Source organism: Synechocystis sp. CACIAM 05, assembly GCF_010222815.1.
In the GTDB taxonomy this organism is placed as follows: domain Bacteria; phylum Cyanobacteriota; class Cyanobacteriia; order Cyanobacteriales; family Microcystaceae; genus Synechocystis.
In genome coordinates, this window is sequence record NZ_CP019225.1 from 2,421,616 (window position 1) to 2,437,516 (window position 15,901).

Here is a 15,901-nt window from a genome sequence, read left to right on the forward strand (position 1 = left end):
TTCTTTTTTCTAATTCTTTTAATTCCCAAGGAGAATCTGTCATGAAATGCAGTAGTCCCTGTTCATTTTTCAATCCTAGTGATGATGCTATTGCAGGTAGACTCTTTCTTTTTATATCACTTAATATTCCCACAATGATATATTTAAATGACTCATAAGACCTCACTTCTGGAAATATATCTTTATACAGTTCACTATATGTGTCTACACACTGTACTGTCTTTTTCGCCTCTCTTGTCTTTGTCATTCTCCCTCCGCGCTTTTCAGCCTTTTATCTCCATTTTAATTCCCTCAGTCTGATGAAAGAGGGATAAACAGAAATTGGACATGAAAATAGATTATAAATTAACTCTCTTATTGTTTTGTTTATGTGTACCGGGTGTAATCGCTAGTTCATTTTTAATGTTGTCTTTAGTTGTCGATCCAACTGCAATTCCTGTATCTTTACAAACTCTGCAAATTGCAAATCTGATCCAAGGAGCATTGTTTGTTTTACTAGCAGCAACATTGGGTTCAATACTAAGTAAAAGGGTTGGACTATGCTCACCAACGCTCTCTGCCCTTCTCAACCATGGCAGGGTTATTCATGCGTTCTATCCTCAACTTATCTCCGGGCTAGTAGGTGGATTAATAGGTGTAGCCATTATCATTGGTTTTCACTTTCTTTCGTCCCCTCCACTGGCTAATACCCAAGCTCTCCTATTACCTCCCATAGCTGTCAGAATCATCTACGGAGGCATCACTGAGGAAATCCTGATCCGCTGGGGAATTATGACTTTGATTGTGCGGGCCAGCTGACGACTGATTCAAAAAGGAAAACCCAATAATATTGTCATGGGATTGGCAATTGGAATTAGTGCAGTATTATTTGGACTTTCCCACCTCCTATTAGCCATCAATTCCGTTACTCCCTTAATCAACGGCAATAATTGTCTATATAGTGGCAGGAAATACAATGTTTGGTGTCATGGCAGGCCACCTTTTTTTGTGCTACGGTTTCGAGTCTACCATCATCGCCCACGTATTTTCCCATATCGGCTCATATCTAATACTTGGCTAGGAGAGTCTGGCCATAATTGTTAATGGAAATATTATACGTTTTCACCCCAAGCCAGTTGATTTTTATTAATCAACGATAGGGGATCAAACGATAGGGGATCAAATGATAGCCTCTCCTCTTTTAGAAGCCCTTAAGACTAGGATTTTGGGCTAATTTTTGAATTTCATCTACTACCGCATTGTTTTCATGGTTAAGCTGAACCACCAATGCCCGAGATAGCTGATCTTGTTTTTGTAGGGCCATTGCGTAGTATTGCTGAGCCTGTTGAAGCTTGCCTAAATCCATACTGCGGCGTCCTTCATTACGTAAAAACTGCCCTTTCAAGTATTGCAATTCCGGATTGTCTGGGGTGATAGCCAGCGCCCGGTCAATATTAGCCATGGCAAGGTCATACTTTTCCAAATCTCGGTAGGTAGTGGCTAGGGCACGGTAACGGAGATAGTCAGGTGCCGCATACTGCTCAAAGCGACTAATTACCTGTTCCGATTGGCTAAAGGGAGTATAACGGGACAAAAACAGATCTAAGTAACCCCGCAAAAGGTTAAGTTCCGGATCATTGGGATTAATGGCGGATGCTTTGTCTAGGTGTTCGAATACCGTACCTGTTTTACCTACAGCTTGTAAGTAACTACCCTTTTTTAGCAGATAACTACCCTCCAAAAAATGACCCACAGCAATGTATAGGTTACCCCGTAAGGGATCGCTGGGGGCCAAGCGCTGGGCCGACTCTAGGGTTTGCTGGGCGTACTTCCTCATTCCTTCCATATCATTAGCGTCATAGGCAAAAGAAGCCTGCATGGCATAAACCAAAGGCTCATTAGGTTCAGCTTGAATCGCCCCAGCCAAAATTTCCTCTGCCCCCCGATAGTTCCCATCACGAAAAATGGCTTCAAAGGCAGCTTCTGTTTGGTCGCCAATATTATGGGGATTCTTAGGGCGAAAGGGATCCCCTGCCCAGGCAGTACCACCAGCTATTAGGACTCCTAATAGAGATTGGGTAAAAATTTGGGCCCAACGATTACGAATTAAATTCATCGGAGTAAAACGGGTGAGGAAAACCAACATAATCGATTGTATCTACAGTGAGAATCAGAAAGAGCACTGGCAAAACCAAGAAAATTAGGCCGATCAAGCTAAAATTCTAAGGAATTGTGATTGCCATAATATCCAGCTTTTGGCGGAACTGGCAGGGAGACTGCGTTTCAACTTTATCAATATGCTGTGTTTAAACGACGTTTGCTACCATCCGCCCGCCGCATTGCATCCCATTCTAAAAGATATCAATTTAGAATTAGCTCCCCAACAACTCGGTTTGATAATTGGCCCTAGTGGCTCTGGTAAAACCACTCTGTTAGAAATCCTTTCCGGCCTGGCAGAACCGACCAGCGGTCATATCCGTTGGCAAACCCAGGAGTTAACACCTCTCCACCTCCAGCAGCTCTGTGGTTTAGTGTTCCAGTTCCCAGAGCGTCATTTCTGCGGTGGCACCCTGCTAGAGGAATTGCGCTTGGGACATCCGGAGCTTCCCCGCAGCCGCATTGCAGAGACCCTACAAGAGGTTGGTCTGGGTCATTGCCCTTGGAATCTTTCACCCCAAGCTCTCAGTGGTGGCCAACAAAGACGGTTGTCCTTAGCCGTGCAATTAATTCGCCAACCCAATATTCTTCTCCTCGATGAACCTACCGCAGGTCTAGATTGGTCGATGCGTCAACAATTAGCCAATCTACTAATCAAATTAAAAGACCATTGGGGACTTCTCGTTGTGACCCATGATCCAGGAGAACTAACGGCGATCGCCGACCAATGTTGGCGTTTAGAAAGAGGCAGCTTAACTCCCCAAAACCCCTGAAATATAGCAGGAAAAACAAAAACTCCCTCGGCTATACGAAAACCGAAGAAGTTCTTAGAAAATTAAAGTATATTTCTAATCTCAGTGCCAACAATCGACTAACGACGACGGGAACGCTGTCTTCTGCGGGTTGCTTCCTTGCGTTTATGCTTTTCTTGCGGCGTTTCAAAAAATTGATGCTTTTTGAAATCTGTATAGATGCCAGCCTTTGCGACCTGACGCTTAAAGCGGCGTAGCGCGGATTCAATTGGTTCGTTTTGACCTACAACAACTTGAGTCATCTGAGAGTTTTAAACCTCCTGGGTTAACAACAAAAGGGAGCTAGGGGAATAAATATCCGAAAATTTCTACAAAGCCCACATTAGACTTCTACCAATTCTATCATTCCCCCCGTTGACAATCTCCATTAGTCCAAGTCGGAGAAAATATTATCGTTATTTCCCGGACTATAATTTTGAACCTGACTTTAAGATGGCCAAAAGCTCCCCAAGTAAAATGGAGAGCTTTAGATCAAAGAAAGAGGAACTTGGCATCGGACTATTGTGCCGTGGGGCAACCCCCAGAGTATCGTCGCCGCTGTCACATTTCACAACCGAGTGCGGGATGGGATCGGAGTGGTTCCATGACGCTAAAGACACCAAGAAAGATTTTTGGGTTTTGCTGAGAAGAAACCCAGAAGACTGCACAAGAAAAGAGAAAGAAAAATGAAGAATAAAGGTCAAGCCCTCGGTCTATTAGTACTCCTCGACTTCATTCATTACTGAACTTCCATCTAGAGCCTATCAACGGGTAGTCTTCCCGTGACCTTACTGGCTTAACACCATGAGAGTACTCATCTTGAGGTGGGCTTCCCACTTAGATGCTTTCAGCGGTTATCCACTCCGCACTTGGCTACCCTGCGTTTACCGTTGGCACGATAACAGGTACACCAGAGGTGCGTACTTCCCGGTCCTCTCGTACTAAGGAAGTCTCCTCTCAATACTCTTACGCCTACACCGGATATGGACCGAACTGTCTCACGACGTTCTGAACCCAGCTCACGTACCGCTTTAATGGGCGAACAGCCCAACCCTTGGGACGTACTACCGCCCCAGGTTGCGATGAGCCGACATCGAGGTGCCAAACCTCCGCGTCGATGTGAACTCTTGGCGGAGATCAGCCTGTTATCCCTAGAGTAACTTTTATCCGTTGAGCGACGGCCCTTCCACTCAGTGCCGTCGGATCACTAAAGCCGACTTTCGTCCCTGTTTGACTTGTCAGTCTCACAGTCAAGCTTCCTTCTGCTTTTACACTCTTCGGCTGATTTCCAACCAGCCTGAGGAAACCTTTGCGCGCCTCCGTTACCTTTTAGGAGGCGACCGCCCCAGTCAAACTGCCCACCTGAAATTGTCCTTCTCCCGGATAACGGGAACAAGTTAGAATTCTAGCCTCACCAGAGTGGTATCTCACCGTTGACTCCATTACTCCCACAAGAGCAACTTCATAGTCTCCCACCTATCCTGCGCAAGCAAAGCCCGAACCCAATTCCAAGCTACAGTAAAGCTTCATAGGGTCTTTCTGTCCAGGTGCAGGGAGTCCGTATCTTCACAGACAATCCTATTTCGCCGAGCCTCTCTCCGAGACAGTGCCCAGATCGTTACGCCTTTCGTGCGGGTCGGAACTTACCCGACAAGGAATTTCGCTACCTTAGGACCGTTATAGTTACGGCCGCCGTTCACCGGGGCTTCAGTCGCTAGCTTCAGGATTACTCCCTGACCAACTTCCTTAACCTTCCGGCACTGGGCAGGCGTCAGCCCCCATACTGCGTCTTACGACTTTGCGGAGACCTGTGTTTTTGGTAAACAGTCGCCTGGGCCTATTCACTGCGACCTCCATTGCTGGAGGCACCCCTTCTCCCGAAGTTACGGGGTAATTTTGCCGAGTTCCTTAGAGAGAGTTACCTCGCGCCCCTTAGTATTCTCTACCTTCCTACCTGTGTCGGTTTCGGGTACAGGTGACTATAAATTAACGTGGTTCGGGCTTTTCTTGGAAGCTTGACATCATGCACTTCGTCTCCGTGGAGACTCCCCATCACACCTCTGCTCAAGACGTTTTCGCCGTCTCTCATCGCCTCGAATGCTTGGACTGGTAACCAACTTCCAGCTGCACTAGCCTTCTCCGTCCCCCGCCACAATCTATAATCAGTACCGGAATATTGACCGGTTGTCCATCGACTACGCCTCTCGGCCTCGCCTTAGGTCCTGACTAACCCTCCGCGGACGAGCCTTCCGGAGGAACCCTTAGGATTTCGGGGTATGGGATTCTCACCCATATTTTCGCTACTCAAGCCGACATTCTCACTTCTGTACTGTCCACACCTGCTTGCCGCTAGTGCTTCACCCTATACAGAACGCTCCCCTACCACTCATATCTGAGTCCACAGCTTCGGTACATCACTTAGCCCCGTTCATTTTCGGCGCAGGAGCGCTTGACCAGTGAGCTATTACGCACTCTTTTAAGGATTGCTGCTTCTAGGCAAACCTCCTGGTTGTCAATGCACTCCCACCTCCTTTCTCACTTAGTGATGATTTGGGGACCTTAGCTGGTGGTCTGGGCTGTTTCCCTTTCGACGATGAAGCTTATCCCCCACCGTCTTACTGGTCGTTTCTTCTTGGGTATTCTGAGTTTGCCTCACTTTGGTACAGCTCTCGCCGCCCGCAGCGAAACAGTGCTTTACCCCCCAAGTTGACTTTACAACCGCTGCGCCTAAACACATTTCGGGGAGAACCAGCTAGCTCCGGGTTCGATTGGCATTTCACCCCTAACCACAGCTCATCCGCTAATTTTTCAACATTAGTCGGTTCGGACCTCCACTTAGTGTTACCTAAGCTTCATCCTGGCCATGGTTAGATCACCCGGGTTCGGGTCTACAAATTGTGACTAACGCCCTATTCAGGCTCGCTTTCACTTTGGCTTCGGTGCAACACACCTTAACCTGCCACAACCTGTAAGTCGCCGGCTCATTCTTCAACAGGCACACGGTCACTCGTTTAATCGAGCTCCCATTGCTTGTAGGCTAACGGTTTCATGTTCTATTTCACTCCCCTCAACGGGGTTCTTTTCACCTTTCCCTCGCGGTACTTTACGCTATCGGTCACACAGTAGTATTTAGCCTTACCGGGTGGTCCCGGCTGATTCAATCGGAATTCCACGAGCTCCGACCTACTCGGGATACAGCTAGGCTGATTCAATTTTCGACTACAGGACTTTCACCTCCTCTGGTGCAGTTTTCAGCTGCTTCGTCTAATCTACTCAGTCCACGTTGCTGTCCCACGACCCCAGTCCTCGAAAAGACTGGTTTAGGCTGTTCCCCGTTCGCTCGCCGCTACTTGGAGAATCACTTTTGTTTTCTTTTCCTCTAGCTACTAAGATGTTTCAGTTCACTAGGTTTGCTCTCTCCCGCCTATTTTATTCAGCGGGTAGTTCACTTGGGTTGCCCCATTCGGACACCTCCGGATCAATGCTTGTTTCCAGCTCCCCGAAGCGTTTCGTCGGTAACCACGTCCTTCTTCGCCTCTGTGTGCCAAGGTATCCACCGTTAGCCCTTTGTAGCTTGACCTTTTTAAGATCTTCTTTTTGCTAACTAGGATTATCTTTCCTCCTACCTTTACCGCCCTTCAGTCTCACACTCAGCCAAAAGCCTTGTGGTTAATATCAAAACGGTTAGGAAGAGCAAGATTTTCCCTGCTTTCTCTTTTCTTTATGCAGTTTTCAAGGTTCTTACTGGACTTACATCCAGCATTCCCTCTGACTCTCATCAGACAGGATGCTGAAGGGTTTATCCTTCTTTTTGGCTTTTTTGGTTAGGTGGGCCATTCTGGACTTGAACCAGAGACCTCACCCTTATCAGGGGTGCGCTCTAACCAGCTGAGCTAATAGCCCTTGTCTTTTACCTCGCCTAGGCAATAGTTTGAAAGACTTCTACTCTTTAACCTCTCGGTTAATCCCTTGCTCGACCTTTTGGTTGACCAACTTCTCTCTATTTGCACTTTGCTTTCAAGATGAAGGGGTAAAGGTCTCCCTTAAAGGAGGTGATCCAGCCACACCTTCCGGTACGGCTACCTTGTTACGACTTCACCCCAGTCACTAGCCCTGCCTTCGGCGCCCTCCCCCTTGCGGTTAGAGTAACGACTTCGGGCGTGACCAGCTCCCATGGTGTGACGGGCGGTGTGTACAAGGCCCGGGAACGAATTCACCGCAGTATTCTGACCTGCGATTACTAGCGATTCCTCCTTCATGCAGGCGAGTTGCAGCCTGCAATCTGAACTGAGGCCGGGTTTGATGGGATTCGCTTACTCTCGCGAGCTTGCTGCCCGTTGTCCCGACCATTGTAGTACGTGTGTAGCCCAAGGCGTAAGGGGCATGATGACTTGACGTCATCCCCACCTTCCTCCGGTTTGTCACCGGCAGTCTCTCTAGAGTGCCCAACTTAATGATGGCAACTAAAAACGAGGGTTGCGCTCGTTGCGGGACTTAACCCAACATCTCACGACACGAGCTGACGACAGCCATGCACCACCTGTCTCCTGGCTCCCTAAGGCACTCCCACGTTTCCGCAGGATTCCAGGGATGTCAAGCCTTGGTAAGGTTCTTCGCGTTGCATCGAATTAAACCACATACTCCACCGCTTGTGCGGGCCCCCGTCAATTCCTTTGAGTTTCACACTTGCGTGCGTACTCCCCAGGCGGGATACTTAACGCGTTAGCTTCGGCACGGCTCGGGTCGATACAAGCCACGCCTAGTATCCATCGTTTACGGCTAGGACTACAGGGGTATCTAATCCCTTTCGCTACCCTAGCTTTCGTCCCTCAGTGTCAGTTTCAGCCCAGTAGCACGCTTTCGCCACCGATGTTCTTCCCAATATCTACGCATTTCACCGCTACACTGGGAATTCCTGCTACCCCTACTGTACTCTAGTCTTGCAGTTTCCACCGCTCCTATGGAGTTAAGCTCCATTCTTTAACGGCAGACTTGCATAACCACCTACGGACGCTTTACGCCCAATAATTCCGGATAACGCTTGCATCCTCCGTATTACCGCGGCTGCTGGCACGGAGTTAGCCGATGCTTATTCATCAGGTACCGTCAGAACTTCTTCCCTGATAAAAGAGGTTTACAATCCAAGGACCTTCCTCCCTCACGCGGTATTGCTCCGTCAGGCTTTCGCCCATTGCGGAAAATTCCCCACTGCTGCCTCCCGTAGGAGTCTGGGCCGTGTCTCAGTCCCAGTGTGGCTGCTCATCCTCTCAGACCAGCTACTGATCGTTGCCATGGTAGGCTCTTACCCCACCATCTAGCTAATCAGACGCGAGCCCATCTTCAGACGATAAATCTTTCACCTTTCGGCACATTGGGTATTAGCAGTCGTTTCCAACTGTTGTCCCCATTCTGAAGGTAGGTTCTCACGTGTTACTCACCCGTCCGCCACTAAGTTCCGAAGAACTCCGTTCGACTTGCATGTGTTAGGCATACCGCCAGCGTTCATCCTGAGCCAGGATCAAACTCTCCATTGTGTTAAAAATAACCAATTTATAAGTTTCGGCTCTTTTCTATTGCTATTTCTTCCGACTTGAGTTAAACTCTTTGTCAAGTAGAAACAGACTTTGGTTTGTTAATTGAATTAACAAGGGTCTGGTTTCTGTCTCTCAAACTATTTCTTTGTCTAGGTTCGGGGCGCTTTCGAGTCGCTTTCGCTCTCAACCGCGCATTTATCAATATACGGAATACCACAAGAAAAGTCAACACCTTTTCACAAAATATTTTTCAAAATCCCTGAATCACAGTCATAGTAAGGGCTTCAACGATAGAAAAAAACTTCGCTCGACACCGGTAACTCCCCTTTCCCATTCCTCAGAACTATCTGCTCCCCCCTCTGCACCTCCTCCGTCCGATAATGGGGAAGTCGTTTTTGTGGGTTTAGATTAATGGAAAACAATTCTCTGGCACCTTTGCGGGTTGGCATTCTCGGTTTTGGTGGTTTGGGGCAAGCGGCAGCTAGGTTGTTGGCACCCAAGCAGGAGATGAAGCTAGTGGCTGTGGCCGATCGCCATGGGTATCTATATGGTGCGGACGGCATTGATGTGGATAATGCGGTGCAGGCTTATACCCAGCAAGGTTCCGTGGGTAAGGCCAAGAAGGGACAGATGAGTGAGCAAAGCATTGAAGATTTAATTGGTGAGGGGGAAGTAGATGGCTACTTTCTGGCGCTACCGAATTTGCCAAATACTTTCATGGCGGATGTGACTCGGCAATTCATCGCCTCTGGCTGGCAAGGGGTATTGGTGGATGCGCTCAAGCGGACCAGTGCGGTGGAGCAGTTAATAACATTGCGGGAGGATCTAGCCCAAGCAGGTATTACTTATATGACGGGTTGTGGGGCGACCCCCGGTTTACTGACGGCGGCGGCGGCGATCGCCTCCCAGAGTTTTCAGGAAATTCATCAGGTAAAAATTACTTTTGGGGTGGGCATTGCTAATTGGGAAGCTTACCGGGCCACCATTCGGGAAGACATTGCTCACATGCCCGGGTACAACGTCGATAAAGCCCAAGCCATGACGGATGCGGAGGTGGCGGCTCTGTTGGATCAAACCAATGGCATTTTGGCTTTGGAAGATATGGAACATGCTGATGACATCATGTTGGAGTTGGCGGGCATCTGTCACCGAGACCAAGTAACGGTGGGGGGCGTGGTGGATACCCGTAATCCGAAGAAACCGTTGAGTACCCACGTAAAAATCACCGGCAGAACCTTTGAAGGGAAGATTTCTAGCCATACCTTTACCCTGGGGGATGAAACCAGCATGGCGGCCAATGTTTGCGGCCCGGCCTTTGGTTATTTGAAAGCGGGTTATGGGTTACATCGTCAGGGTTTAAAGGGTTTATTTACAGCAGCGGATGTGATGCCCAAATTTGTGCGTTAATCTATCAACGTTGTTCAATCGGTTCAGGTAAACTATCTATGACTAGACCAATTTCCCTGGGCTTAGGAAAAATAGCGGGACTGGCGATCGCCTCTGGGCTAGTTTTAACCCAGTCCTACGGAAGTTTTGGGCCAGAGATGTCCATTGCTGAAGCGGGGGAATTACCGGGGGGAGTGCGTTTTTTTAGTCGTCCTCCCCAGTTGGTGGATAGTGTTACCACCTTCAATGCGGTGTCAATTCCGGCGGCGAAGTATTATTTCACTATTTCTCTGCCGGAACAGGCCGGTGAACCCCTCGACAGAGTTGTTTTTCAACAGCAACCTAACCCAGACCCAATTAATTTTTACCCGGAACAAACCTTTGCTTTTCTTGGCGATCTCCACAATCGGGGGTTCCAAGTTGCTCTGGAGTCGGTGGATTGGGACAGAGATACGGGAAAAATCACTGTAACTTTTGCCCAAACCATTTCCCCTGGGGAAACTGTCACCATTGGGCTAAAGCCCTGGAAGAATCCCGATGTGCCTGGAGTCTACCAATTTCGAGTTTTTGCCTTACCACCGGGGGAAAATTCCCAAGCCATGGATTTGGGGGTAGCCCGGTTTCAATTTTATCGGGGTGGAACTTGGTAACTGGGACATTGCCGGTCAACTATTCAGATATTGAGTGGGAATTCTATTTCAGATCCGCCAACTGAATACGGGGATCGGTAAATTTCAGCAGTAAGTCCGCCAGAAGATTACCAACGATGAGGAGAGTTGCCCCCATCATTAAACTGCCCATCACTAGATACAGATCCTGGGCGGTGACTGCTTGGAGAATTAGACGACCTAAACCGGGCCAATTAAAGAAAAATTCGGCGATAAAAGCGCCACTGAGTAAGCTAGCAAATTCAAAGCCCAGAATGGTGATCAGAGGGTTGATGGCATTACGGAGGGCATGGACGTAAATGACCCGATTTTCGGGCAAACCCTTAGCCCTGGCAGTTTGAATGTAGTCCTGGCGCAACACATCAAGCAATTGGCCTCGCATCAACCTTTGTAATCCAGCAAAACTGGTGATGCTCAAAGCGAGGGTAGGTAAAATCATGTGCCAAGCCACGTCCCAAACCTTATGGGGCCAAGAAAATTCGGCAAAATCAATGCTGGTCATGTCCCCCACCGGCAACAGGGGTGAAACGGATTGGGCAAGAAATAATAAAAGTAGGGCAGTGATAAAACTAGGAAATCCTTGGCCGATGTAGCTGATTACCCGCAAACTCCGGTCTATGAATGTGTTTTGCTGTACGGCCCCCACAATGCCCAAGGGAATGGCGATCGCCCAGGTGAGAATGATGGATGTTATGGCTAGTAGTAGGGTGGCGGGAATCCGTTCTATTAGTAGGGAAGCAACGGAACGGTTATAGACAAAGCTTTCACCAAAATTGAAACGGGTCACCACTTGGGTGAGCCAGCGCCAATATTGCACATACCAAGGTTGATCCAAGCCAAATTGAACTTTTAGCTGTTGCAGGGTTTCTGGGGAAATTTTCGGATTTTGCTGGAGGGTGTCGAGATAACTGCCGGGGGCTAGCTGAATAATGGCAAAGCTTAATAGGGATGCTAGCAATAAGGTAATCAGCCCTTCTATCAACCGCTGGACAACATAGGCAAAGTCGTCATTTTGGAGCCAACGGAGGGGATTGCGCATGGATTACTGAATTAAGAACTGCTGGTTAGATCCCATCTGGGGATTTTTCCTAGTCAATATAGCCTAAGCCTTTTCTTGGTGCAGATGCCGATCGCCAGGGAGCAATGGGTCCTCGGAATCCGCTAAGGTTAGGAACGTATTTGTTTGACAGGAACTGAGCCGAACTATGGGAGCTATCCAAGCCATTCGTGGAACCCGTGACATTTTGCCCCCGGAAACCAACTACTGGCAGTGGGTAGAGGCGATCGCCAAAAGCATTTTAGACCGGGCTTTGTATCAAGAAATTCGCACCCCAATTTTTGAGCAGACTTCCCTGTTTGAGCGGGGTATTGGGGAAGCCACAGATGTGGTGGGGAAGGAAATGTATAGTTTTACCGACCGGGGTGACCGCCCGATTACCTTGAGGCCAGAAGGCACAGCTGGGGTGGTGCGGGCCTATATTGAACAGAACTTACAGGCCGCTGGCGGAGTGCAAAGGCTGTGGTACACCGGGCCCATGTTCCGCTACGAAAGACCCCAGGCGGGCAGACAACGGCAATTTCATCAATTGGGGGTAGAAGTGTTGGGCAGTGCCGATCCCAGGGCCGATGTGGAAGTTATCGCTTTGGGCACCGATATTCTCAAAGCCCTTGGTTTGAGTAACCTTTCCCTTGCCCTAAATTCCGTTGGTAACGGCGGCGATCGCCAAAGGTATCGGGAAGCTTTGATCGCTTACTTAACTCCTTTTAAAGCTGAACTAGATCCCGACTCCCAAGATAGATTAGAGCGTAATCCCCTGAGAATTTTGGACAGCAAAGCCAAACGAACCCAGGAAATTGTCCAGGATGCCCCCAGCATTTTGGATCATCTCGGAGTGGATTCCCAACGGCACTTTGACCAAGTGCAACAATTACTAACGAATTTGGGCATTGCCTACCAACTCACCCCTACCCTGGTGCGGGGCTTGGATTATTACACCCACACCGCTTTTGAAATTCAATCCAGCGATCTGGGGGCCCAGGCCACCGTTTGTGGCGGCGGTCGTTACGACGGCTTAGTGGCGGAATTGGGAGGCCCCGTTACCCCGGCCGTGGGTTGGGCCATGGGATTAGAGCGATTAATTATCCTTTTGCAACAAATGGCTACGCCCCCCGCTCCTAGCCCGGACTTGTACCTGATTTCCAAAGGGGAAAAGGCAGAACCCCAAGCGTTAATTCTGGCTCAAAAGTTACGCAATCAAGGTTTGGCCGTGGCTTTGGATCTAAGTGCTAGTGCCTTTGGCAAACAATTTAAACGGGCGGATAAATCCGGGGCGATCGCCTGTTTAGTACTGGGAGATGGGGAAATAGCAACGGGCACAGTACAGCTTAAATGGCTGGCCGATAAAGCCCAGGAAACCTTGCAGTTACAGGATTTAATGGGGAACATTACGGAACTCAAACAACGTTTAGCGGGACATAGGGAAAAATAACCCCACCTCACCTCTAACTTTTCTGTGACTTGCCATGACCCCATGGACAATTTGGTTTAAAACCGACGATATCCCCAGTTGGCAACCGCTAGATTCCTGCCGCTCCTTGCCCGTGGGCCATTACCGTCTCGCGGCCCGGCTGGCAGTGCCCGGTAAGTATATGCAATGGCGCTGGAAGTTTTTCTCCGCCACCGGCAAAGTGGAAAACCATGATTTCCAGGGCCGCACTAATCAAGACGGTCTGATTTCTCTGTTGGATTTGCACACTGTCCAACCGGGAACCTGGCAACTGAGTGCCCAACCAGACTTATTCGATCACCTTTGTGGAGAAACCTGGCAAATTCGTTTTCAATTCCAAATTGTTACCCCTGCCATCACCACGGTGACAGTACCGAAACTCAATACTGAACCAGAGGAATTGGAGCCGGAAGAAGAACAGAGCGTAACAGATGAGGCCAATAACGCCATTGTGCCCCATCCAAAGCGTCCTATGGTGGTGCCAGAGCTTGATCCAGAGCCGGTACCGGTACTGCAATGGTACAGAAAGGCAAGGGTGAAACTGACAGGGAATGGGGAAACGGAACCCGGTAAATCTCTAGAGACCACGGAAGTAACGGAAAACAGAGGGGAAATAATTGAAGAGCAAATTCCAGAACCGCTGGCAATTACAGCGCCAACCATTGAAAAAATAGCTGAAGAGAAAGTGGAGGAGCCAATCCTCGAACCCGTGTTAGCGATCGCCGTTAATGTTGAAGCAGGGGAAGAACAAATAGAAGAAAAAATAAAGGAATCAGTACAGGAAGAAATGCCAGAGGCTTTGGTGGCTAGTGTTTTAGATGTTATTGAAGAAAAAGAGGAGGTAACGGACGATAAACAGCCAGAAGCCTTGGTAATAGTAGAGTCATCAACTGATACCGATGCCGAAGACAAGTTAGAAAAATCAGAGGGATTTAACCCTTTCCGTTCCGTCAGTTACTCTGTGGAGCTAATTTATCCAGAACTGGAAAATCCCATCCAAGTTGACATTACGGTGATGGTGGACGAAAATCGCCCGCCCGTGCATCTGGATTTACCCGATCCCAGCAAAATGGTTAGCCTACTGCACCGTCGTCCCCGCTATCCTAATTCCCCTCTACCGCCTCGGTTGACTAGTGCTTAGCCGAGTTCCAGACAGGCTAGGCCGTAGATGTTTTCCAAGGGAAGTTGGGGAGGATTGCCTTTATACATCCGCAAATTTAACAGAGTCAGTTCAAAGCCCCGTTCTTCCAACAGATAAATGGCATCTTGATTCACTTCTGGCACATCAATAAACACTGGCCCCTGGCGATCGCCAAGTAACACGTCCAACAAAGCCCCGGCTAAAGCAGTACTATCAGCCATCAGGGGGCCCAAACGCCAACCCTGGGGAAAACCATCTTCATCGTCGGGCAATAAACAGGGACGAATGCGGCCGTAACCACAACAATCCCCCTGATCATCCAAAATTACCATCACCTTTCCCTCCGGCCGTCCCAACCATTCGTGCAAAAAGAGGGGACGAGGTGTAGCTTCGTGGCGGGCATCGTAGGCTAACACTTTGGCTTCTGTTAATTGGTCACCGGCCAAAAGTTGATAACCGAGGGGAAAATCCGGGGTAAAACTTGGCCGCACACAGGAGCGGCGATCGGCAGGGGGTAAACGATAACGACGGGTGTAATAGGCGGGACGAAAGCCCCATTTTTGGTAATCTTCCACCCTGGCTAGGGCTGCTTCCAGACCAACGCACTGGACATTTTCCAAATGGGCGATCGCCGTTTGCCAGAGAGCCACCCCAAAACCCCGCCCCCGATATTCTGGTTGAACGAGAAATAAACCAATAAAACCGTAATTTTCGTCATAACGAATGCCGGCAATGCAACCCACTGGGCTGCCTTCCCATTCCCCCACCCAAACGCCAGCGTCATCGGTGTCACAAAAAATCCCTACATCCCCTATGCCCGGACAAAATCCTTCCTGCTGGGCCCAACGGGTCACCAACGGGCGATCGGCAACTGCCATGGGACGAATACGGTAACTCAAACTCATCGGTTAATGGTGAAGAGTGCTCTTCACTGTAACGGGATGCCAAGGGAGTAATTTTTAATCTTTCGGGTTCTTGCGTTTTAACCTGGCCGGCGAAAAATAGGACGATAACTAGCTGCATCTTGATAGGTAATGGCGGTCCCTACCCAGCGATCCCAGTCGGCATTAGAACCATAACGGTAGGCACTCCGCATGGAGGCAAAGGATGTTTCTAGGTCTGCCAAGTTCGCGGTTTCATAAATGGTGTGGTAGATTACAGGCTCCCGATCAAGGCTGGTATAACGACGGCAAGCGGCCCAGGTAGGCACATCCGCCATAATTTTAGGTAAATAGCTTTCTTCGTACCAGGCCCGAAATTCCGGTTCCGCCTCCGGTTTAACTTCAACGCTGACTTGGAAAAAAGGACGATTACCAAAGATGCCATCCCAAGGACAGCGGGAATGGGCATAGGTTTGTTGGTAAGCTACCCGGCTTAGACCTTGTAATGCATTAACTTTCCAATGTTGCCATGTAGCGGTTTCCTCTTCCCGCCCTGGGCGAGACAGGGCAGAGTTAATCTGCTCCAAAGAAACATTGGGGGCTAATTCGTAGAACGTGAGCAAGCGTTTGCTGAACCACTTCAAACTGCCGGCCACTCCATATTCTTCGTAGCGACGGGCGGTAGTGATTTCAGGAACAACTTCTAATAATTTAGGAATGTAGTGATGGTGGTAAAACTCAGTAAATGCCGCTTCCGCTGCCGGGGCGATCCGTAAACTAATTACGAGAAGATTGACCATGGATGGCTCCGAAGGGAAATGATAACAGGGTTAAGACCTAACAAAACGGCCACAATT

General features: G+C 49.0%; 11 protein-coding genes, 1 tRNA gene, 3 rRNA genes and 1 pseudogene. 6 read left to right on the forward strand and 10 right to left on the reverse strand.

Annotation, left to right across the window (positions count from 1 at the left end; genetic code table 11):
• Positions 1 to 247: pseudogene (locus tag BWK47_RS16915) on the reverse strand (IS701 family transposase); the annotation flags it as partial.
• Between the two features lie 80 nt (positions 248 to 327).
• Between BWK47_RS16915 and BWK47_RS11470 the strand changes: the two are divergent.
• Positions 328 to 798, forward strand: coding sequence for a hypothetical protein (locus BWK47_RS11470; protein WP_237269623.1), 471 nt, complete (start codon positions 328 to 330; stop codon positions 796 to 798).
• A gap of 382 nt (positions 799 to 1,180) precedes the next feature.
• Here the strand turns inward: BWK47_RS11470 and BWK47_RS11475 are convergent, their stop codons facing one another.
• Positions 1,181 to 2,125 (reverse strand): Sll0314/Alr1548 family TPR repeat-containing protein, encoded by a 945-nt coding sequence (locus tag BWK47_RS11475; RefSeq protein ID WP_162328741.1) that lies wholly within the window; start codon positions 2,123 to 2,125, stop codon positions 1,181 to 1,183.
• 151 nt (positions 2,126 to 2,276) lie between these two features.
• On the opposite strand from BWK47_RS11475, the gene BWK47_RS11480 reads away from it, so the two are divergent.
• Positions 2,277 to 2,909, forward strand: a complete 633-nt coding sequence (locus tag BWK47_RS11480; RefSeq protein ID WP_010873396.1) for an ABC transporter ATP-binding protein — start codon at positions 2,277 to 2,279, stop codon at positions 2,907 to 2,909.
• A 98-nt stretch (positions 2,910 to 3,007) separates the two neighbouring features.
• On the opposite strand, the gene rpsU is transcribed toward BWK47_RS11480, so the two are convergent.
• From rpsU to BWK47_RS11505, 5 genes are all read right to left on the reverse strand, one after another.
• Positions 3,008 to 3,190: a 30S ribosomal protein S21 gene (gene rpsU / locus BWK47_RS11485; protein WP_010873397.1), complete on the reverse strand. Its 183-nt coding sequence runs from the start codon at positions 3,188 to 3,190 to the stop codon at positions 3,008 to 3,010.
• Positions 3,191 to 3,433: 243 nt separating this feature from the next.
• Positions 3,434 to 3,551, reverse strand: a 5S ribosomal RNA gene (gene rrf / locus BWK47_RS11490).
• 72 nt (positions 3,552 to 3,623) lie between these two features.
• Positions 3,624 to 6,507, reverse strand: a 23S ribosomal RNA gene (locus BWK47_RS11495).
• 249 nt (positions 6,508 to 6,756) lie between these two features.
• Positions 6,757 to 6,830 (reverse strand) — tRNA-Ile (locus BWK47_RS11500).
• Positions 6,831 to 6,972: 142 nt separating this feature from the next.
• Positions 6,973 to 8,461, reverse strand: a 16S ribosomal RNA gene (locus tag BWK47_RS11505).
• The 16S, 23S and 5S rRNA genes sit together here with 1 tRNA gene alongside, the layout of an rRNA operon.
• Positions 8,462 to 8,872: 411 nt before the next feature.
• On the opposite strand from BWK47_RS11505, the gene bioU reads away from it, so the two are divergent.
• Positions 8,873 to 9,868, forward strand: a complete 996-nt coding sequence (gene bioU, locus BWK47_RS11510; RefSeq protein WP_162328742.1) for a (S)-8-amino-7-oxononanoate synthase BioU — start codon at positions 8,873 to 8,875, stop codon at positions 9,866 to 9,868.
• Positions 9,869 to 9,906: 38 nt separating this feature from the next.
• Positions 9,907 to 10,497, forward strand: coding sequence for a DUF2808 domain-containing protein (locus tag BWK47_RS11515; protein ID WP_162328743.1), 591 nt, complete (start codon positions 9,907 to 9,909; stop codon positions 10,495 to 10,497).
• A 43-nt stretch (positions 10,498 to 10,540) separates the two neighbouring features.
• Here the strand turns inward: BWK47_RS11515 and BWK47_RS11520 are convergent, their stop codons facing one another.
• Positions 10,541 to 11,554, reverse strand: coding sequence for an ABC transporter permease (locus BWK47_RS11520; protein WP_162328744.1), 1,014 nt, complete (start codon positions 11,552 to 11,554; stop codon positions 10,541 to 10,543).
• Between the two features lie 166 nt (positions 11,555 to 11,720).
• Here BWK47_RS11520 and hisS point away from each other — a divergent pair, with 166 nt between their 5' ends.
• Together hisS and BWK47_RS11530 are read left to right on the forward strand one after the other, a co-directional pair.
• The gene (hisS, locus tag BWK47_RS11525; protein WP_162328745.1) at positions 11,721 to 13,004 is read left to right on the forward strand and encodes a histidine--tRNA ligase; all 1,284 of its coding nucleotides are present in this window, start codon (positions 11,721 to 11,723) and stop codon (positions 13,002 to 13,004) included.
• A gap of 34 nt (positions 13,005 to 13,038) precedes the next feature.
• Positions 13,039 to 14,163, forward strand: coding sequence for a hypothetical protein (locus tag BWK47_RS11530; protein WP_162328746.1), 1,125 nt, complete (start codon positions 13,039 to 13,041; stop codon positions 14,161 to 14,163).
• Here the strand turns inward: BWK47_RS11530 and BWK47_RS11535 are convergent.
• Together BWK47_RS11535 and BWK47_RS11540 are read right to left on the reverse strand one after the other, a co-directional pair.
• On the reverse strand, positions 14,160 to 15,068 hold the full coding sequence (locus BWK47_RS11535) for a GNAT family N-acetyltransferase (protein ID WP_010873403.1): 909 nt from the start codon (positions 15,066 to 15,068) through the stop codon (positions 14,160 to 14,162). The genes BWK47_RS11530 and BWK47_RS11535 overlap by 4 nt on opposite strands.
• A 77-nt stretch (positions 15,069 to 15,145) precedes the next feature.
• Positions 15,146 to 15,844: a hypothetical protein gene (locus BWK47_RS11540; protein ID WP_162328747.1), complete on the reverse strand. Its 699-nt coding sequence runs from the start codon at positions 15,842 to 15,844 to the stop codon at positions 15,146 to 15,148.
• Positions 15,845 to 15,901 lie beyond the last annotated feature (57 nt).